This is a genomic window from Desulfovibrio cuneatus DSM 11391 (genome assembly GCF_000430005.1).
Lineage (GTDB): Bacteria > Desulfobacterota > Desulfovibrionia > Desulfovibrionales > Desulfovibrionaceae > Frigididesulfovibrio > Frigididesulfovibrio cuneatus.
In genome coordinates this window covers 53,400-72,796 of record NZ_AUCY01000010.1, presented here as the reverse complement: position 1 = coordinate 72,796, position 19,397 = coordinate 53,400, and the positions used below count along the sequence as shown (strand labels likewise).

Here is a 19,397-nt window from a genome sequence, read left to right as displayed (position 1 = left end):
TTAGTGTATCCATTCTTGAGAGAAGTCAGTAATGTTTTTAAGCAGGTGGTCACGTACTTTTTGCAGCAGGCGTGCTTCAATTTGCCGCACCCGTTCGCGGGTAATGGAAAAATGTTCGCCAATTTCCCGCAGGGTCACAGGGTCGTCGGAAAGAAGGCGGGTATGCAGAATGTATCTTTCCTTGTCTGAAAGGGAAGGTTCCAGGTCTTCCAACCGTTCCCGCACAAGGTGGGCCATTTGCTTGTTGTTCAGGGTTTCTTCAATGCCAGGGCCAAGGGCGGGCAGGTAGTCCATGCGGGTGCTGCCGCCTGATTCATCCTCGTTCACAGGGGTATCCAGCGACATATCAAAGCTGTCCAGCCGCTGTTCCATTTCAATAATCTGTTCACGGGTGGTGTTCAAGCGTTCCGCCAGCACTTCCGGGTCTGGCTCATACCCCTGGGCAATAAGGTGCTGGCGCTCTCTGTTAAGGTTATAAAACAGCTTGCGCTGGGTCTGGGTTGTGCCCACTTTGACCATGCGCCAGTTATCCATAATAAATTTAAGGATGTATGCTTTAATCCAGAAACTGGCGTAATAGGAAAACTTGATGCCTTTTTCCGGGTCGAACTTGCTTACAGCCTTCACAAGGCCTACATTCCCTTCCTGCACAAGGTCCAGCACGTTTTGCATCCAGCGGCGCTGAAAGTCCATGGCAATGCGCACCACCAGCCGCAGGTGCGAAGAAACAAGACGGAACGCTGCGTCCGGGTCGCCTGTTTCCTGCACCCGGCGGGCCAGCATAATTTCCTCTTCAGGTTGCAACATGCTGAATTTGCTGATTTCGCGCAGGTAAAGCTGCAAGGAATCTTTGGACTGGTCTGCAAGGGCAGGCGTAAGGGCAAACCTCCCTTCCATCATGCCAAGGGCCAGGGGTTTTTGCAGCGCTTCGTCCGAAAGGTCAATGTCTACAGGAACGTCACCTTCTTCCAGGTCGTCCAGGGCATCGCCTTCGTCCTCTTCTGGTTCCAGCAGATCAACTTCAGGGGTTGCAGGCGTGCTTTCATCTTCCGTCGGGTCCGGGGGGGCGGGGGCTTCGGCCTTGGCTTTCCCCTTTTTTTTGCCGGGGGGGGCAGCAGTTTTTTGCTGCTTGGGGGGTGTTTTCAGAGTTGCCATAGCGCTATATATTTGTTTAGAATGTCATTTCTAGGTAGGGTACCGGGGCTGTGTGGGCCTGCATGGGCTGCATGTGGAATGCCGCTGCTTCGAGGCGCATTGACTTGCCACAGGATACGTTATTTTGCCTGTTATGTATAGGTGTTTTTAAGGAAGCACAGCCCGAGTGTTTTCTTACGTCTTTTTTACGGAGCGAAAAGACGAGAACCTACTAATAATGAGTGGATTCTGTGCCTTTCCCAACTAAACGGATTTTGCTTGGTTGGGCCTGGAGCTGATTAATGGCAATTAATCAGCGATTCCTTAAAGATACCGCCAGATGCGGGAGCAACGGCCTGAACCGTGAGGAGAAATATTGTGAATTCATTTGCCAGCCTGCTTGCTGCCCGCAAGCGTTTGCTTTTTGATGGTGCCATGGGAACAGAACTGCAAGGCCGGGGGCTTGTGGCAGGCCAAAGCCCGGAGCTGTTTTCCCTTGAACACCCGGAAATTTTGGAAGGGGTGCATGCCGACTATGTCGCTGCCGGGGCTGACTTGCTCACCACCAACACCTTTGGCGCTTCCCGGTACAAGTTGCCCAAGGAGCTGGAACCTTACGCCTTCAACAAACGCATGGCCCAAACTGCCAAAGCCGCCGCCAGCCGGGCTGGCAGGCCTGTGTTTGTTGCGGGGAACGTGGGGCCCACCGGGGTGTTTCTTGCCCCCATGGGCGATGTTTCCTTTGAGGCCATGGTGGAAGCCTTTGCAGAGCAAATGCGCGGGCTGGCCGACGGTGGTGCCGACCTGCTTTTTATCCAAACCCAGTACGACATTGCTGAAGTGCGGGCCGCGGTGGTGGCAGCCCGGCAAGTGTGCCGTTTACCCATAGTAGTTTCCATGACCTATGAAGATGGCGCGACCCTGACAGGTTCCGGCGTGCCTGTGTGCATTGCCACCCTTGCCAACATGGGGGTGGACGTTGTGGGCATGAATTGCAGCGCTGGCCCGGTGGAAATGGCCCCCCATGTGGCGGCTATGCTGGCAGAATCGCCCTTGCCCGTGTTGGTGCAGCCCAATGCAGGCCTGCCCCAGCTTGAAAACGGGCGCACGGTGTTTCCCCTTGGGCCGGAAGAATTTGCCACCCTCACGGCACAGTTTGCCAAGGCCGGGGCCCAGGTGGTGGGGGGGTGCTGTGGCACAACGCCTGCCCACATTCGCGCCTTGCGCAATGCTGTGGAAGGGTTGCCAGCCCTTGAACCGCGCCCGGTTTTCCCCGGTGTGGCCCTTACCACACGCAGTTCACTGGTGCGCATTGGCGCGGGGTTTCCTCACCAGCTCATTGGCGAGCGCATCAACCCCACAGGGAAAAAGGCGCTTACTGCGGCCTTGCAGGCAGGGGAACTGCAATTGGCCATGCAGTTTGCTGAAGAGCAGATTGCCGCCGGGGCAAAAGTGCTGGATGTGAACGTGGGTGCCCCCATGGTGGATGAAGTGCGCCTGCTGCCGGAATTGGTAAGCCGCCTTGCTTCCGCTGTGCCTACCCCGCTGGTAATTGATTCTTCCAACCCCGAAGCGGTGGAAGCAGCCCTGCGGGTGTACCCGGCATCCCCCCTGGTAAACTCCATTAGTGGAGAAGCAGGGCGCATGGCCCGCCTTGGGCCGCTGTGCCGCGATTATGGCGCGCCTTTTATTTTGCTGCCCTTGCAGGGCGGCTCCCTGCCCGTTACAGCGGCGGAACGCATTGCCGTTATTGAAGCGTTGCTGGCAGAAATGGACGCCCTTGGGGTGCCGCGCCGCCTGGCTGTGGTGGATATTCTGGCCTTGACCATTTCTTCCAGCGAGCAGGCCGCAGCAGAATGTGTACAAGTTATTCGCCACTGTGAAAACGTGCTGGGCCTGCCCACGGTGTGTGGCCTTTCCAATATTTCCTTTGGTCTGCCCGCACGTGACCTGGTGAATGCGGCGTTCCTTACCCTTGCCACCGGGGCCGGGCTTTCCGCTTGTATTGCCAACCCAGGGGCACCGCGAGTGGCTGAAGCCCTAGACACCCTACGCCTGTTGCAAGGCAATGACGAAGGGGCAGAATCCTTCATCGCCCGCTATTCAGGCTGGAAGCATTCTGGCGGGGAAGGGAGCGGGGCCGCTTCCGGCGGGAATGCACCTAGAACAGGGGGGGCAGGCAGCCCTGCCGGGGCAGCCCAAACCCTGGATGAAGCGGTGATTAAAGGGGATAAGGCTAAAACTCTGGAATTAACCCAGGCGGCACTGGATGCAGGCAACGACCCCTTCTCCCTGGTAAATGATGTGCTCATTCCGGCCATTACCCAGGTGGGAGACAAGTATGAACGTAAGGAATATTTCCTGCCCCAGCTTATTCGCTCTGCCGAGGCAATGCAGGCAGCTTTTGGCATTTTGCGCCCCCTGCTTGCCAAAGATTCCCGCACAACCGAAAAGCCTGTTATCATACTGGCTACAGTGGAAGGCGACATTCACGACATTGGCAAAAATATTGTCAGCCTGCTTATGAGCAACCACGGGTTTGAGGTGGTGGACCTTGGCAAAGACGTGAGCGCCGGGCGCATTGTGGAAGCTGCTTGTACCCACAACGCCAAGCTCATTGGTCTTTCCGCCCTGATGACCACCACCATGGTGCGCATGCAAGACACTATTGCCCTGCTGCGGGAACGCAACCTGGAAAAAAAGGTGCTGGTGGGGGGGGCTGTGGTGACAGAAGCCTTTGCCCGTTCCATTGGCGCGCATTATTCAAGTGACGCGGTGGACGCGGTACGTTTGGCCAAGGAACTATTTGCTGCCCAGTGAGGAAACGCTGCGGTATTCTGTTTGGCAGCACTCGTTTCATAAAAAGCTTATGGCTTGGCATACGAAAACATGAGCGTTTCCAATGAGCCCGCGCCGTGATTTTGTTAAGGCTGCCTAAATGACGGCTATTTTGTGGTCAGTAATTGCCATGACGCAGGGTGGATTTTTTTATGGAAACTGTGTAAGGTAATTTACCTTAGGCATGAATCTTGCCTCAATAGTAGGGCAACTGGCTTGAATGCAAGAGAATCTCTTTAATTCACGTTTGGCGCACTTCCCCCTTGGGCTTGGTCTGCTTGGGGTACACAGGTACCGCACGGTTTCCAAACAAGAAAAATGCCATTTCTTTGCTGGGGCAGTTTTTGTGCATGAATTACTCAACTTTCTACAAGGAACAACTGATAACTCAGCGTTTCCATAAAAAATGCTTATTGCAGGAGGGGTGTATGTTTTCTGTTCGTAAGCTGGTGTTGCCGGCTCTTTTGTGTGCCTTTGTTCTTGCGGGTGTATCCATAGCCGTTGCAGCCCCTGCTGTGACGGAAATGACAGCCCAGGGGCTGGTGAAAAAAATCAGTGAATCCAAGGGTAAAGTGGTTGTGGTGAATATTTTCGCCTCCTGGTGCCCTCCCTGCCGGGAAGAAGTGCCCGGCCTTATTGCCATACGGAAAAAGTTTTCCCCGGAAGAGGTTGTCATTCTTGGGGTTTCTGTTGATGAAGCCACAGAAGCAGGCAAGCCGGGGGAACCCAAGTTTTCCAAGGCACTTCAGGCCTTTATGGCAGAAATGTCTTTCAACTTTCCGGTGTTTATTGCTGCAGAAGGATTTGTGCGTGAAGTGGGTATAACCGCTGTACCACAGCTTTTTGTGTACGACACAAAAGGCAAGCTTGCTTTGAAGCACAAAGGATTTGCTTCCCAGGAAGAAGTGGAAGAAATTATTACCAAACTGAAAGCAGGCAAGTAAGCCATAGGCTTTTTTGACCACGGTGGCACATAAGTGCCTGCTGGCAACCCGGAGCATTTTATGGTATATGCTCCGGGTTTGCTGCTTTTGTTGGGGAAACGCTGATTTATTCCGTTTGGCTTCGTTGCTTCGCTTTTTTCAGGTGCTCTGCCTGTGTTTTGTATACAAAAGGATTGTTATGTCTGCGTTACTACGCAATGCCACTGTAAAGGATGTGAAGAATATTCACGCCGCTTTGCTGGAAGGGGCAGGGCAGGGAGTTATTTTACCCCGTTCCCTTTCCCAGTTGTATAACCACAGCCGGGAATTTGTGGTGCTGGAAGAAGAAGACGGCACTTTTCTTGGCTGTTCTTCCCTTTCAATTATATGGGAGGATTTGGCAGAAGTTCGCTCCCTCTACGTTGTGGCAGAAGCCAGGGGCCGAGGCTTAGGCCGAAAGCTGGTGGAAGCGTGCATTGAAGAAGCCCGCGGCCTGGGCATTATTAAAGTATTTGCCCTTACTTACCAGGAAGCGTTTTTCCGGTGCATGGGGTTTGATGTGGTGGGCAAAGACACGCTGCCTCAAAAAATTTGGGCCGACTGCATTCACTGCGTGAAATTTCCGGACTGCGATGAAATTGCCATGCAGCGAACTTTATAAATTCCCTCTGTAAAGGTACTGCAAACAAATTGTTTGCCGATATGAAAGACAAGAAGCCCGCAATGGCGGCCTGCGTGGCAGCGCCCGCCGCAAGCGTTTGGAGCGAACAATGCAAGTAAAATCCCTTTCCGTTCAGTATAGTGCAGAAGAAATTGACCAGCGGGTGCGCTTTTTGGCCGCACAAATTAACAGTGATTATCAGGACAAGCCCCTGGTAATGATTTGTGTGCTGAAAGGGGCCTTCATGTTTTTTTCCGACCTTGTGAAGCATGTGACCGTTTCACCTGAGGTGGATTTTGTACGGGTTGCCAGCTATGGTATGGGTACCAGCAGTACAAAAACCATCAGCTTCACCAAGGATGTGGAAATTTCCCTGCAAGACAAACACGTACTTTTGGTTGAAGATGTGGTAGATTCAGGCCAGACCATGCAATTTCTTATTGCACAAATGGCTGCACGCGGGGCTGCCTCGCTTAAAGTGGCTGCCCTGGTAGACAAGCACGAACGCCGTGAGGTTGCCGTGCAGGTTGACTATGCAGGCTTTTACGTGCAAGAAGGATTCATTGTGGGGTACGGGTTGGACTATGCGGAACGCTACCGTGAACTTCCTGCTATTTATGTGGCCGAATTGTGATACTTTCAGCGTTTGAAAGGTGAATGAAACGAATGATTATTACCTGCCCTCATTGCACTGCCTCGTTTTCGGTGGCTGATGAAGCCTACCGGCCCGGGCGCAAGGCCCGCTGCTCTCAATGCCGTCATGTGTTTGCCATGCCAGCCTTGCCCGGCGCTTCTGCTGGCCCTGTTGGGGGTTCTGGCCCAACGCCTGCTGGATCTCTTGCATTTTCCGGGGGGGGTGGGGCTGCCCCAAATGATGCTGATTTTGCCATGGGCCCTGGCCCGGCAGGCCAGGCTGCCCCCAAGAAAGCAAAAAAAAGCTGGTTAAAATACATTGTGCTTGGCTGTGTAGCGCTTGCCTGCATTGCAGGGCTTGCTTTTGGTGGATTACTGCTGAAAGACGCCTACACGGAAAAGAAAGCCATTGATACCGTAAAGGCCCGGCGTGAAGCGCGGGAACAGGAAGCCAAAGACCGCAAAGAGCAAGACGCGCAGGTAAGTTCCATTACCTTGGTTAATGTGCGCCAAACAGTGGTGGAAAATAAACGCATTGGCCCCCTTGTGGTTATTGAAGGGTACGCCAGAAATGATTACGACAGCCCGCGCGAATTTATTGAGGTGGAAGCGCTTTTGCTGGATAAGGCTGGCAAGGTGCTTGGCCGGGCCAAGCAGGCGGCAGGGGTTTCCCTTATGCTTACCCAGCTTCAGGTGCTCAGCCTGGATGAACTGGGCAAAGCCTTGAACAACCCCGTGGACATATTGAGCAAAAATGTCAATATCCTTCCCGGTGGGCAGGTGCCTTTTCTGGTGGTATTCAGCGGGGTGCCGGAAGATTTATATAGCTATGAAGTGCGCCCCATTCGAGCGGAAATTCCCCCGGCCCAAGGGCAATAAGGGGCGCATGGTACGCGCACAAAGTGGCCCCGCATGGGGCCATTTTTAATGGGGGAGTGTGCTGGGCCATTGACCGTACAGCCCATTTTTCCTTTTTCAGGTGCTTATAATTACGATAGCCTCCCCTGGCCCCCAGGGTGAAGGCAGGAAACAATATGGCAAAAATGCGTGAAATTTATGTGTGTTCAGAGTGCCAGAGCCGTACCAGCCAGTGGAAGGGGCAATGCCCCACCTGTTCTGCCTGGAACTCATTGCAGGCCATGCAGGTGAGTGTGGCCACCCCCGGCAGGGCCATGCCCGCCAGTGGCAGGGCAGAGCAAATTGCCCCGCTGGCCGAGGCCCCGGAAACAGGGGGCGCGGTGTTCAGCACCGGGTTGGAAGCGCTGGACAGGGTACTTGGGCAGGGGCTTTTGCCGGGGGCAGCCCTGCTTTTGGGAGGGGAGCCTGGTATTGGCAAGTCTACCCTGCTGCTGCAAACCGCCGGGGCAGTGGCCGCTTCCGGCCGTAAGGTGGTGTATCTTTCCGGGGAAGAATCCCTAACGCAAATCAAAAACAGGGCAGAGCGCCTTGGGGTGCTGCACGACAACCTGCTGGCTCTTGCCACTTCGCAGGTGGAAGATATTTTTACAGAGCTGGAAAGCGCCCACCCGCCAGCCCTGCTTATTCTGGATTCTGTGCAAACTGTGTCTTCGCTGCGGGCAGAAGGGTTGCCTGGCAACGTAAGCCAGGTGCGGGCCGTAGCAACGGAAGTGGTGGAGCGTTGCAAAAAAGTGGGCACCGCTGTGGTGCTTGTGGGGCACGTTACCAAAGAAGGCACCCTGGCTGGCCCACGGTTGCTGGAGCACATGGTTGATACCGTTATCAGCCTGGAGGGGGACAGGCAGCAGGTGTTCCGGCTGTTGCGTGTTTTGAAAAACCGCTTTGGGCCAAACCAGGAACTGCTTATTTTCCAAATGGCAGAAAAGGGCATGGAACTGGTGGAAGACCCTTCTACCTATTTTTTGGGCGCGCGGGACGCCACACTTTCCGGTACAGCGGTGGTTATGGCTGTGGACGGACAGCGCCCCCTGGCGGTGGAAGTGCAGGCCCTGGTAACCCGCAGCTACCTGAGCATTCCCCGGCGTACTGCCCTGGGGTTTGATGTGAACAGGCTGCACCTGTTGCTTGCCGTGCTGGAAAAACGCCTGAACCTTTCCTTTGGGCAGGTTGATATTTATGCCAAGGTAGGGGGCGGCATGAAGTTGCAAGACCCGGCCATGGACCTTGGCCTTGTGGCGGCAGTGCTTTCTTCTTTTTACGACCTGCCCTTGCCGGAGCGGGCCGTGCTGTGGGGCGAGGTAGACCTGAACGGGCAAATTCGCCCCGTGTTGGGGCAAACGATTCGAGAAGCCCAGGCTTCCCGCCTTGGTTACACCCCGGTGCTGTGCCCGGTGGGGGGAAGCTTTCCTGGCTGTTCCACCCTGGTGGAAATGCAGCGCAACCTTTTCCCCCCACGCAAAAAGCCTGTAGCGCCTGCTGGCAGGCCCACTGGTGGCGCTGCCCCTGCCGGGAACAACGGCAGCACCGGGAACAACAGCAACAGTGGAAATAGGGTAGGGTAACTGTGCCTGTAACCTACTCTTTTCAGGGAATTTTATAGAAATACAAGTAAAACTAAAAAAAAGACTTTACTTCCAGCAATTTTTTCCTTATTTAGTAGTTGTTCCTAATAAGAACTGCCACAATAACGAACTAATTACTTTCAAGGAGAACAAATATGTCTAAGACTCAAGAAAATCTCATGGCTGCATTTGCTGGTGAATCTCAAGCAAACCGTAAATACCTGGCATATGCCAAGCAGGCTGAAAAAGAAGGTCTGCCCCAGGTTGCCAAACTGTTCCGCGCCACTGCTGAAGCAGAAACCCTGCACGCCCTTGCCCACCTGCGTAAGGCTGGCAAAATTGGTACTACCCTTGAGAACCTGAAAGACGCACTTTCTGGTGAAACCTTTGAGTTTACCAAGATGTACCCTGAAATGGTGGCGGATGCTGAAGCTGAAGGCAACAACGCCCTGAAAAAGCACTTTGGTGACGTGGGCGAAGCAGAAGCCTGCCACGCTGGCCTGTACCAGAAAGCTCTGGACGCCAACGGTAACACCGCTGCTGTAGATTACTACATTTGCAGCGTGTGCGGGTTTATTCATGAAGGCCCAGCCACAGACAAGTGCCCCATTTGCAAAGCTGCCGTTACTGCTTTTTACAAGGTAGATTAATACCTACCGTGCAACTCCCTTACCTTTAAGGTAAGGGCACTTGCGCAAGCTTATGGCACCTTGCAACACGACCTGTTGTGGGGTGCCATGCTGCATGTGCGGTGGTTCCCTTCTTGACTCCCCAGTGCCCACAGCGTAAAAAAGAAAAACTAGTGCAAATTTGATTGAGCACATGCGCAGCCCTTTGTTGCCTGTTGTAGCGATTAGTCATGTGCACTTCCTGCGGCGCAGCAGTCCTTTTTCCAAGGAATGTGCTGTGTTGGGAACGTTTTTTATTTATTGCAAGAAGGTGGCATATGAACGCTGTCATTTCCTGGGACGAATACTTCATGGGCATTGCCCAGCTTTCCGCATTCAGAAGCAAAGACCGCAGAACAAAGGTGGGGGCCTGTATTGTCAATGCCAATAAGCGCATTATTGGCATTGGGTACAACGGCTTCCCCAATGGATGCGACGATGCCCAATTCCCTTGGGAAACTGAAGGGGATTTTCTTGATCAGAAATATGCCTATGTGGTGCATGCGGAGCTCAATGCCATTCTCAACGCCAGCGGCAAAGTGGAAGGCTGCACCTTGTATGCCTCGTTATTCCCCTGCAACGAATGCTGCAAGGCAATTATTCAGGCAGGCATTGTGCGCGTGGTGTTTCTTTCCAACAAGTATAAAGACGCAGAATCCACCGTGGCAGGCAGAAGAATGCTGGACGCCGCCGGGGTGGTGTATGAAGAATATCGCGGCAAGCGCGAGCCCATTTTGCTCACGTTTGCAACAGAATAGGCGCGGTTACTGGGAAGATACGTGGCCTGTACTGGCCGCTGCATGAATCTTGGCTCATTGTGCTGCCATGCTTTAAATTCTGTTGCACTGCAATGCTTCAAGGAAATTTTCCAGGGCTTCATCCATGTGTTTTACATAGTCTTGCACGGGGAAGGCACGTTTGCAACTGGGGCAATAAAGTGTTGCTTCATGGCAGGAACGGCGTGCTTCCAGCGGGGTAGAGCAACAGGAGCAGGGAATGGTGGTTTGCGCGCTGCGCGGTGCGGGTGTGTATTTCCACATACGTGTCCTTGCTAGGGGCCTTAAAAAGGATTATAATAAAACAAACTTGAGGAACAGTTCATGCCCGTGTGCAATGGGCATAGGCAAGTTTCTTTAACCATCTGTTAATAAAGGATTGCATCATGGCAAACACTGAAATGCTAACCGCCTTGAACGAGCAAATCAAGCACGAATATTTTTCCAGCTACCTGTACCTTTCCATGTCTGCTTATTTTGCAGATATGGGCCTGAGCGGCTTTGCCCACTGGATGCGTATGCAGGCCGAAGAAGAAATGCTGCACGTGAACAAAATGTATGACTATGTTATTGCCCGTGGCGGTAAAATCAAGCTGTACGCCATTGACGAACCCCAGGCCGAATGGAATAGCCCCCTGGACGTGTTCAACTTTGGCCTGGACCACGAAAGATATGTTACTGGGCGCATCAACTCCCTTATGGACCTTGCCCTGAAAACAAAAGACCACGCTGCGCACTCTTTCCTGCAGTGGTTTGTTAATGAGCAGGTGGAAGAAGAAGAGTCCTTTACCGACATTATCAACACTTTGAAGCTGGTACAGGGCGATGGCCGCGGCCTGTTGCTGGTGGACCGTGAGCTTATTGCCCGCGCTGCGCCCAGCATTGCTTCCGCGACCACCGCTTAAGGAAACGCTGATTTATTTCGTTTGACTGCTTTATGCACAACAACACCGCCCTTGTGGCGGTGTTGTCGTTTTAGTGCCGCGACTCTTCATTTGTACTCGTAACGTGGTTCAGAGTGATTTCTTTTGCATGATGGCTGCATAGCCTTTGCAGAATAACAAAAGGCCTGCCGGGGGCAGGCCTTTTTCAGGCAGCACGCGCTGGCCCAGGAACATATTATTTCTTTTTGCCAGTTTTTGCCACCTTGGCTGCTTGCAGGGCAAGACCAAGGGCCCCTATGCCAGTGGAAGCGGGCTTTGGTGCGTGGTTTTTCCATTCACGTTCCACTGCGGCACTTTCCGCCACTTCAACACCTGCCGGGGCAAGGGTAATTTTGCGGTTTTGCAGGTCAATTTCTGTAACGCGCACAGCAACCGCTTCCCCCACGCCCACTTTGGCAAGCTGGGCTTTGGCAGGGCCTTGGGCACTGTTGGGCAAAAGCCCGGTTACCCCAGGAGCCAGGGTAATAAACAGGCCAAAGGGGGCACGCTTTTCCAGGGTTCCTGTGGCTTCAGTGCCAGGAACAAAGCTGGGGGCCACAGTTTCCCACGGGTTGCCGGAAACATCGCGCAGGCTCAGGGAAAGGCGGCGTTTTTCAGCGCTTACTTCCTTCACCTTCACGGTTACCCGCTCGCCTGCGGTAACCACTTCGTCGGCCTTCATAATACGGCGCTCATAGGAAAGTTCGGAAAGGTGAATGAGCCCTTCCACGCCGGGAAGCACTTCCACAAAGGCGCCAAAGGGGGCTATGCGTACCACTTTGCCTTCAACCGCGTCACCTTCGTGCAGACGTTCCGCCACGGCATACCATGGGTCTTCCGTTACCTGGCGTGTGGAAAGGGAAATGCGGGTGCCTTTGTCTGTTGTGTCTATGGCAAGAATTTTGGCTCGTACAAGGTCGCCAACGCTTACGGCTTCATCAGCTTGGGCAACTCTTGTCCAGGAAAGTTCGGAAAGGTGAATAAGCCCTTCCACATAAGGAGCAAGTTCCACAAAGGCACCAAATGGGGCAAGGCGGGTAACGCGCCCTTCGCACACCTGGCCCACCTGCATGGTTGCCAGCACAGCATCACGGTTCTGGTTCTGTTCCTGTTCCAGCAGGGCACGGCGGGAAACAACAATGTTGCGCCCACTGCTTTCAATGCGGGTAATCAGGAAAGGGAACGATTGCCCAACATACAGGCTTACATCTTCCACAGGGCGAAGGTCCATTTGGCTGGCAGGGCAAAACGCGCGGCGCTTCATTATATCTACAGCAAAGCCGCCCTTAATGTCTGCGGTAACCTTGCCTTCTACAGGCAGGCCAGCATCCTTGGCTTCTTCCAGGGCAGCAATGCCACCAGCGCCACGAATAATTTTGGAAAGTTTTACTTCCTGCGGGCTTACGGAAACAACATACAGGTCAACAACATCGTCAACCTTGTAAGGAAGTTCGCCGTCCACTTCCAGTTCCTGGCGGTCAACAATGCCGTCTACTTTGGCACCAGTGCTGACAAAAACTGTTTCGCCAGTAATGGCCACAATGCGGGCGGTAACGCGCTGACCAGGGGAAAAACGGGCCTGGGGCGGTTCTTCCTGTTCATGCTGTTCAAGCATTTCAGCAAACGAAAGCTCTGCTTCCAGGTGGGTGCTTTGTGCGGCATCAGCCTGGGGTTGGGCTGCTTCCTGAATGGTGGACTCTGTACTTGTCATGGGCTCTCCTTAACCGTGTGGTATCACCTCCTTTTTTATTACCAGCGGAATGGTGGGAGAGCAAGGGGAAAACGCCTTGTTTTGCAAAAACAAAAGGAATTAGCAGCGGGAACGAGACGTTATGGTGCGTGTGGCTGGGTGCTTGCGCTCCTTTGTGCCTGCGCGTATACTTTAGGAAACGCTGGTGTATTCCATTTGGCAGCGTTACTTGACTTTTGGTACACAGGCAAAATTGCCGTAACCCCCCTGTTGGAGTATTATGCGTCTGTTCCTGTCCCTATTGGTTTGTACTTGTTGCATTAGCTTGTGTCTTCCTGCATGGGGTGCCCCGGCAGAAAGAAATAATGCCTCACTGCGTAAAACAACCATTAGCAGTGTGAAAAAAAAGGGGAGTGCAGCAGCAACAGCCGCAAGCAAAAGCAGTGGTAAAGTGACCATTAAATCAGCGCCTGCCAAAGCAAAAAAGTCTCAAAAGGCAACAACCAGCACTAAGGCTTCTTCTGCACGGCAGCGTACCAAAACTACGGCCAAAGCAAGTACAAAGCCAAGTAAAAGCACCCGTAGCGCAAAACCCACAAGAGCAGTCCCAGCCGAGGCCGCCAGCCTTGCCGCCCTGAATGACACGGATGACGACGATATTCCTTTGGCCGAAATCATTCCCCTGGCAAGCAATGCGGGGCAACTTTCCCGCGTCAGCTTTGGCAAAACCGTGCAGGCCATTCAATATGCCAATAACCAGTGGCTGTTACCGGAGAAAACACGCGCAGAAGTGGCAGAAATTGTTGCCGGGCTGACCCCGCAATTTGTCACAGGTTCCATTCGGCTGGAACCCGGCCAGCCTGTGGCAAGTGTCACCATAAGCGCGTGGCACAACTTGCGTAACGTCGTGCGCAAGGCGAACCCCGCAGCGGGGTTCGATGTGGTGGTAGACCTGCGCCGCTATAGCACGCCAGAAGCCGTAACCCAGCACCTTCGCGAAAGTGCTGGCAAGCTCACAGCAGAAGCCTGGACCTTTGATGCTGTTTCCACCGTATTTGAGGCAAAGCCAGCTATTTTCCGGGCTGCTTTGGAAGAAGCCCGCAGGCAGGGGCGTCTGGTTGGGGGCATTGTCTATGGCGGCTCTATTCCCCAGGGGCTGGATTATGTGATGCTTTCCACCGGGGCACGGGCCGAAGGCCTGAACCGGGGCACGCCAGCAGCTTCACGGGTAGTGACCATGCGGGCTCCTGGCGGCGGGCCGCTGCCAATAATTGCATTGAGCGGCACAGGCACGGCACCGGGTGAAGGGTTTGTGATGGGCAAAACCCCTGCGGAGCGGCGGCAGCTTGTGCTGTTGGCAGCCAGGGCCCAGAAAAAGGATTCCGCCTTTGCCTACCCTGTGTTTGGCCCCCTTGCCATGAGCAACAGGGCCTATGACGCTTCCCGTGATGAATTTATGTTAGATACCATTCGCCGCTGCTTGCGTATGTATAATGGCGGCAATGTGGGCGGCACCATTACGCGGTAGTTAGGGAAACGCTGATTTATTCCGTTTGGCGGCGTTGCTTCACTTTCTCCACTCTGGCTTCGTTGAGATGTGCAAGTGGCAAAGCCGCTCGTACCCTCCACCCTCACTCCACGGCTCGCTACGCTCGCGACTGCCGTCAGCTTTAAGGGGTTTTCCCCCTTCCCCGCAAAGCATAACTCCTTGCCCCCAACATAAAAAGGCCGCCCTTTCGGGCGGCCTTTTTATGTTGGCTGGAAGCCGGGGGCTGTACTTGTTTAGTACATGCCGCCCATGCCGCCCATGCCACCCATGCCGCCAGCGGGCATAGCGTCTTTTTTGTCAGAAGGCTTTTCTGCAATGGCGCACTCGGTGGTGAGCAGCAGGGAAGCTACGGAAACGGCGTTTTGCAGAGCAATACGGGTTACCTTTTTGGGGTCGATAACGCCTTGCTTAATCAGGTCGCCGTATTCGCCGGTGGAAGCGTCAAAGCCAAAGCCGTCTTTGCCTTCGCGTACTTTTTCCACCACAATGGAACCTTCAAAGCCAGCGTTGTTGGCAATCTGGCGGAGGGGTTCTTCAATGGCGCGGCGTACAAGGGCAACGCCAGCGGCTTCGTCGTCGTCAGCAGGCTTTACGTCGTCCAGGCTTTTTGCAATGCGGATAAGGGCAGTGCCGCCGCCAGGAACGATGCCTTCTTCAACTGCTGCGCGGGTAGCGTTCAGGGCATCTTCCACGCGGTCTTTCTTTTCTTTCATTTCAGTTTCAGTAGCGGCACCAACGTGAATAACGGCTACGCCGCCCACGATTTTTGCCAGACGCTCCTGAAGTTTTTCGCGGTCGTAATCAGAAGTGGTTTCTTCGATTTGTGCGCGAATCTGTTTAACGCGGGCTTTAATGTCGTCGCCTTTGCCTGCGCCGTCCACGATGGTGGTGTTATCTTTGTCAATAACAACACGCTTGGCGGTGCCAAGGTCGGCAACGGAGATGTTTTCCAGCTTAATGCCCATGTCTTCGGAAACCACGGTGCCGCCAGTAAGAATGGCAATGTCTTGCAGCATGGCTTTTCTGCGGTCGCCAAAGCCGGGGGCTTTCACGGCAACAACTTGCAAAGAACCGCGCAGCTTGTTCAGCACCAGGGTAGCAAGGGCTTCGCCGTCTACGTCTTCAGCAAGAATAACAAGGGGGCGGCCCATTTTTACTACCTGCTCAAGCACAGGCAGTATTTCTTTCATGTTGGAAACTTTTTTCTCAATGATAAGGATGAGGGGTTCATCCATTTCGCAGAGCATTTTGTCTGGGTTGGTCACAAAGTAGGGGGAAAGGTACCCGCGGTCGAACTGCATGCCTTCCACAACATCAAGGGTGGTTTCAAGGCCTTTCGCTTCTTCAACGGTAATAACGCCTTCTTTGCCCACTTTGCTCATGGCTTCGGCAATAATGTTGCCGATGGTGCTGTCAGAGTTGGCGGAAATGGTACCAATCTGGGCAATTTCTTTTTGGTCGCGGGTAGGCTTTGCAAGGGTGTTAAGCTCTTCCACCAGGCGCGTTACGGCTTTATCCATGCCGCGCTTCACGGCCATGGGGTTGCGGCCAGCAGCCACAAGCTTTACGCCTTCACGGTATACAGCCTGGGCAAGCACGGTAGCAGTGGTGGTGCCGTCGCCAGCAATGTCGCTGGTTTTGGAAGCCACTTCTTTAACCATTTGTGCGCCCATGTTTTCGAACTTGTCTTCCAGCTCAATTTCTTTCGCAACGGTCACGCCGTCTTTGGTAATAACGGGGGAACCGTAAGACTTTTCAATCAGCACGTTACGGCCGCGGGGGCCAAGGGTTACTCTTACTGCATTGGCAAGGGTGTCTACACCAGCTGCAATGCGTTCACGTGCTTTAACGTCAAATAAAATTTCTTTGGCAGACATGAGATGTTCTCCTGAAAATGTGTTCGTATTACGCTTACGTTATTAAGCAATGATGGCAAGGATGTCGTCTTCACGCATGACGAGGTATTCATCACCGTCGATTTTGATTTCAGTGCCGGCGTACTTGTTGAACAGTACCTTGTCGCCAGCTTTCACTGTCATGGGAATGGCCTTGCCGTCGTCGGCTACTTTACCGGAACCCACAGCAATGACTTCACCCTTGGAGGGCTTTTCCTTGGCGGTGTCAGGAATGTACAGTCCACCAGCGGTTTTGTCTTCGGATTCCAGACGCTTGACCAACACACGGTCGTTCAGGGGCTTCAAATTCATGATGCTAAAACCTCCAAATAAAATGAATAGCTTGTTTTTGGTGCACACACCACAACGGCGCGTTCGTTCCAAGCGCGCCACAGGTTGGTCTTACGACCTAATACCAAGGGGGATTGAAAATCCGGTGCAGGAAGGGAGGCGTGGCGCTCCCCTTGCAAGACATGAGTATAAATCGTTTTTCGGGGAAGGAAAGGGGGCGAGGGTAAAAAAAAATCAAAAAAGGGGGTGCCGTTTTCTAATATATTGATTTACTTTGACAAGTTTTATTCAGAAAAAGCCAAAAAAATGGCACAGAATATTGTTGCTCTATTTAACCGTAAAATTTTGAGAGAAATACCAGGTGCAGGGGGGATGGTACTGTGTTTTCATGCCAGTGTTGTATGGTTACGCTGCCACTTGACGCGTAGCAACTTTGATTTACAGTATGGCGGCGGCAACCGCTGTATTTGGCGGTTGGTTTGCTGCTTTCATGACACCTGTTACCTGCAAGGTTTTTCCATGACGTATATTTTTGCTGTGGCCTGTATAACCACTATGATGGCCTGTGTTTTTTTGCTTTTTCTTGGGTTGCCCGGCACCTGGGGCATTTTGGCCCTTGCCGGGATTTGGGCCTTTTTCGACAGCTCATCTGTGTTCACCATGCAGTTTTTCTTGCTGTGGGGTGGGCTGTGCCTTGTGGCTGAAGTGGTGGAATTTTTTGCAGGGTACTATGGTGCCAAGCTTTATGGCGGTACAGATAAAGGCAGCCTTGGCGGCATGGTGGGTGCCCTTGCCGGGGGCATTATGTGTGCCCCGCTATTTTTTGGGGTTGGGGCCCTTTTGGGGGCGCTGGCAGGGGGCTTTTTGGGGTGCTTTGTGGTGGAAAAAGGGCGGGGCATGGCTTCCGGCCCAGCAGCCAAGGCGGCTTTTGGGGTAACCCTTGGGCGGTTTGGTGGCTTTGTGATAAAGCTGGCCCTGGCTGTTAGCTTATTGTTCCACGCTATTCCGGCTATTTGGCACAGTGCGTGACCGTATTGAGGAAATGCACTGTTACGTTAAATGGAGCACCTGGGCATAGGCCCTGCCCAAGTCGCATAAAAACAGACGGTTGCGCAGGGTCAGCTCTGGCTTGCCCAAGAGAATTTTGATGGTTTCTGCTACCTGCACGGCAGCTATAAGGGCCGGGGTTGGCGGGGCAACGCCGGGGGCTTCTGTAGCCCCTGCCATTGTATTGGGGCTGTTAGGAGCTTCCCCCTGATTGGTGGCATAAATGCTGTGCAGGCTGGTATCCCCAGGGTACACCACCGTGGCGTGGCCGGAAAACCCCGCTACTGCGCCATGTACCACAGGGATGCCACAGGTGCAGGCTGCTTCTGCCAGTTGGAAGCGGGCCGCCACGTTATCCAGAGCGTCTACTACCACATGCATGCCTTGCAGCAGGCCGGGCAAGGTGGCGGGGGTGGCAAAGGTGGTAACAGCTTCCACGTCTATTTCACTGTTTATGGCGGCGGCCCGTTGCTGTGCGGCAAGGGCTTTGTTTTGGCCAAGGGTGTGTTCCGTACACAGGGTTTGCCTGTTGAGGTTGGAAGGGCTGAAGGTGTCGCCATCCACCACGCGCAAAAAGCCCACCCCGGCCCGCGCCAGTCCTTCCAGCACATGACCACCTAACCCGCCGCACCCCAAAAGCACAACCCGGCTGGTGGCAAGGCGATGCAGGCATTCTTCCGGGCTGGCATCGGTAATATCTGCATAGGCGGTAAGGGAGCGGCTGTGGCGGGTGTTATGGCAAGAAGGCTGCGGTTGTATTGCATCCTCTGGGGCTGTTGCCGCGCAGTACGGTGCCAGCGCCGCCTGTGAGCCATGTTTCTTTTCTGCCATGGAACGTTACCTCACCATACCCATAATTTCATGCACCAGCCGTGCTGCCAGAAAGTTGGGGGCATGCTGCCCCGGTTGCGGGGCTAGTTCCACCACGTCCACCCCTAGCAGCACACGCCCGGTAAGGCTTTGGACCATAAGGTTCAAGGCATCCCACCAGAACAGGCCGCCGGGTTCAGGCGTGCCAGTGGCGGGCATAAGGGAAGCATCTAGCGCGTCTATGTCAAAGGAAAGAAACACAGTGTGCGGGAATGATTCTGGCAGGCGTACCACCGGTTCGTTGTGCGGGGGCTGGGCGGTTGCCTGTGAAGGTGTACCCCACGGGCGGGGGCATTGCAGAACGCGGGCATCTAAGTGGGGTATGCCTGCCTGCTGGCGAAAGTCGCGTTCTTCTATACACAGGCTGCGCACACCAATTTGGAACAGGTCCAGCCCCAGGTCTGCCACTGCGCGGCGCATAACGCTGGCATGGCTGTAAATGCTGCCCTGGTAGCTGTGGCGCAAGTCGGCATGGGCATCAAAATGCACTATGCCAAAATGGCCATAGGCTTTTTTCATGGCCCGCAACACCCCAAGGGTAAGGGAATGTTCCCCCCCCAGTACCACGGGCAGGGTGGGGGCACCTGCGCACACCGCAAAGAGTGGTGCTGTATTGGTGCTCTGTGAGCCATCACCTGCCCCATGCTCTGGCTGAAGTCCTGGCTGTTGCCAGGGGTGCGGCCACGGTTTTGGTAAAGCCCCTTGCGGGCCAGCCTGCAAGGCCTTGGTCACCGCGGCTTCAATGTGTTGCATCACGGTTTCTGCTTCCCCGGTGCAGGGCACAGCAGGCCAGGTAAAAATACCCTGGTGGGAAGGTTCCCCTGCGCCTGTCCATGTTTCCAACTGGCAGGAGGCATCCAGTATGGCCTGTGGACCCTGGGCTGTGCCCCCGCCGTAAGAAACGCTGGCTTCATACGGAACAGGAATAACGTGAAAACGGCAGGCTGCCGGGGGCAGCAGGGGCAGTTCAGACTCCAGAAAGCGGGTAGCGGTGGTGGTATCTTCCATACGTGGGGGAG

At 54.1% G+C, this 19,397-nt stretch carries 18 protein-coding genes; 11 read left to right on the top strand and 7 right to left on the bottom strand.

What is annotated here, in order from left to right:
- The gene (locus G497_RS16090; RefSeq protein ID WP_084515838.1) at window positions 1-1,155 is read right to left on the bottom strand and encodes a sigma-70 family RNA polymerase sigma factor; all 1,155 of its coding nucleotides are present in this window, start codon (window positions 1,153-1,155) and stop codon (window positions 1-3) included.
- Window positions 1,156-1,512: 357 nt separating this feature from the next.
- Between G497_RS16090 and G497_RS0101235 the strand changes: the two genes are divergently transcribed.
- From G497_RS0101235 to G497_RS0101195, 8 genes are all read left to right on the top strand, one after another.
- On the top strand, window positions 1,513-3,954 hold the full coding sequence (locus G497_RS0101235) for a homocysteine S-methyltransferase family protein (RefSeq protein WP_156907871.1): 2,442 nt from the start codon (window positions 1,513-1,515) through the stop codon (window positions 3,952-3,954).
- Window positions 3,955-4,400: 446 nt separating this feature from the next.
- Window positions 4,401-4,916 (top strand): TlpA family protein disulfide reductase, encoded by a 516-nt coding sequence (locus G497_RS0101225; protein ID WP_027186782.1) that lies wholly within the window; start codon window positions 4,401-4,403, stop codon window positions 4,914-4,916.
- Between the two features lie 178 nt (window positions 4,917-5,094).
- Window positions 5,095-5,556, top strand: a complete 462-nt coding sequence (locus tag G497_RS0101220) for an N-acetyltransferase (protein WP_027186781.1) — start codon at window positions 5,095-5,097, stop codon at window positions 5,554-5,556.
- A gap of 109 nt (window positions 5,557-5,665) precedes the next feature.
- Window positions 5,666-6,190 (top strand): hypoxanthine phosphoribosyltransferase, encoded by a 525-nt coding sequence (hpt, locus tag G497_RS0101215; protein WP_027186780.1) that lies wholly within the window; start codon window positions 5,666-5,668, stop codon window positions 6,188-6,190.
- 23 nt (window positions 6,191-6,213) lie between these two features.
- Window positions 6,214-7,068, top strand: coding sequence for a DUF3426 domain-containing protein (locus G497_RS0101210; protein ID WP_084515834.1), 855 nt, complete (start codon window positions 6,214-6,216; stop codon window positions 7,066-7,068).
- A gap of 155 nt (window positions 7,069-7,223) precedes the next feature.
- Complete coding sequence (radA, locus tag G497_RS0101205) at window positions 7,224-8,669, top strand: DNA repair protein RadA (RefSeq protein WP_027186778.1); 1,446 nt, start codon at window positions 7,224-7,226, stop codon at window positions 8,667-8,669.
- 155 nt (window positions 8,670-8,824) lie between these two features.
- On the top strand, window positions 8,825-9,319 hold the full coding sequence (locus G497_RS0101200) for a rubrerythrin family protein (protein ID WP_027186777.1): 495 nt from the start codon (window positions 8,825-8,827) through the stop codon (window positions 9,317-9,319).
- A gap of 296 nt (window positions 9,320-9,615) precedes the next feature.
- Entirely contained in the window at window positions 9,616-10,095 is a 480-nt protein-coding gene (locus tag G497_RS0101195) for a deoxycytidylate deaminase (protein ID WP_027186776.1), read from the top strand.
- A gap of 72 nt (window positions 10,096-10,167) precedes the next feature.
- On the opposite strand, the gene G497_RS0101190 is transcribed toward G497_RS0101195, so the two are convergent.
- Window positions 10,168-10,377, bottom strand: coding sequence for a dual CXXC motif small (seleno)protein (locus tag G497_RS0101190; RefSeq protein WP_027186775.1), 210 nt, complete (start codon window positions 10,375-10,377; stop codon window positions 10,168-10,170).
- Between the two features lie 122 nt (window positions 10,378-10,499).
- On the opposite strand from G497_RS0101190, the gene G497_RS0101185 reads away from it, so the two are divergent.
- Window positions 10,500-11,018, top strand: a complete 519-nt coding sequence (locus tag G497_RS0101185; RefSeq protein ID WP_027186774.1) for a ferritin — start codon at window positions 10,500-10,502, stop codon at window positions 11,016-11,018.
- 214 nt (window positions 11,019-11,232) lie between these two features.
- Here G497_RS0101185 and G497_RS0101175 read toward each other — a convergent pair whose 3' ends face one another.
- Window positions 11,233-12,747, bottom strand: coding sequence for a 30S ribosomal protein S1 (locus G497_RS0101175; protein WP_084515832.1), 1,515 nt, complete (start codon window positions 12,745-12,747; stop codon window positions 11,233-11,235).
- Between the two features lie 430 nt (window positions 12,748-13,177).
- Here G497_RS0101175 and G497_RS0101170 point away from each other — a divergent pair, with 430 nt between their 5' ends.
- Window positions 13,178-14,254, top strand: a complete 1,077-nt coding sequence (locus G497_RS0101170; RefSeq protein WP_156907870.1) for a hypothetical protein — start codon at window positions 13,178-13,180, stop codon at window positions 14,252-14,254.
- Between the two features lie 254 nt (window positions 14,255-14,508).
- On the opposite strand, the gene groL is transcribed toward G497_RS0101170, so the two are convergent.
- Entirely contained in the window at window positions 14,509-16,152 is a 1,644-nt protein-coding gene (gene groL / locus G497_RS0101165; protein ID WP_027186771.1) for a chaperonin GroEL, read from the bottom strand.
- Between the two features lie 42 nt (window positions 16,153-16,194).
- Window positions 16,195-16,482, bottom strand: a complete 288-nt coding sequence (groES, locus tag G497_RS0101160; RefSeq protein WP_027186770.1) for a co-chaperone GroES — start codon at window positions 16,480-16,482, stop codon at window positions 16,195-16,197.
- A gap of 498 nt (window positions 16,483-16,980) precedes the next feature.
- Between groES and G497_RS0101155 the strand changes: the two genes are divergently transcribed.
- Window positions 16,981-17,490 carry a DUF456 family protein gene (locus tag G497_RS0101155; RefSeq protein ID WP_027186769.1) on the top strand — a complete coding sequence of 170 codons (510 nt, stop codon included), beginning with the start codon at window positions 16,981-16,983 and terminating at the stop codon, window positions 17,488-17,490.
- A 21-nt stretch (window positions 17,491-17,511) separates the two neighbouring features.
- On the opposite strand, the gene G497_RS16085 is transcribed toward G497_RS0101155, so the two are convergent.
- Window positions 17,512-18,339 carry a HesA/MoeB/ThiF family protein gene (locus G497_RS16085; protein WP_051257703.1) on the bottom strand — a complete coding sequence of 276 codons (828 nt, stop codon included), beginning with the start codon at window positions 18,337-18,339 and terminating at the stop codon, window positions 17,512-17,514.
- A gap of 6 nt (window positions 18,340-18,345) precedes the next feature.
- Window positions 18,346-19,386, bottom strand: coding sequence for an agmatinase family protein (locus tag G497_RS0101145; RefSeq protein WP_027186768.1), 1,041 nt, complete (start codon window positions 19,384-19,386; stop codon window positions 18,346-18,348).
- Window positions 19,387-19,397: the final 11 nt, after the last annotated feature.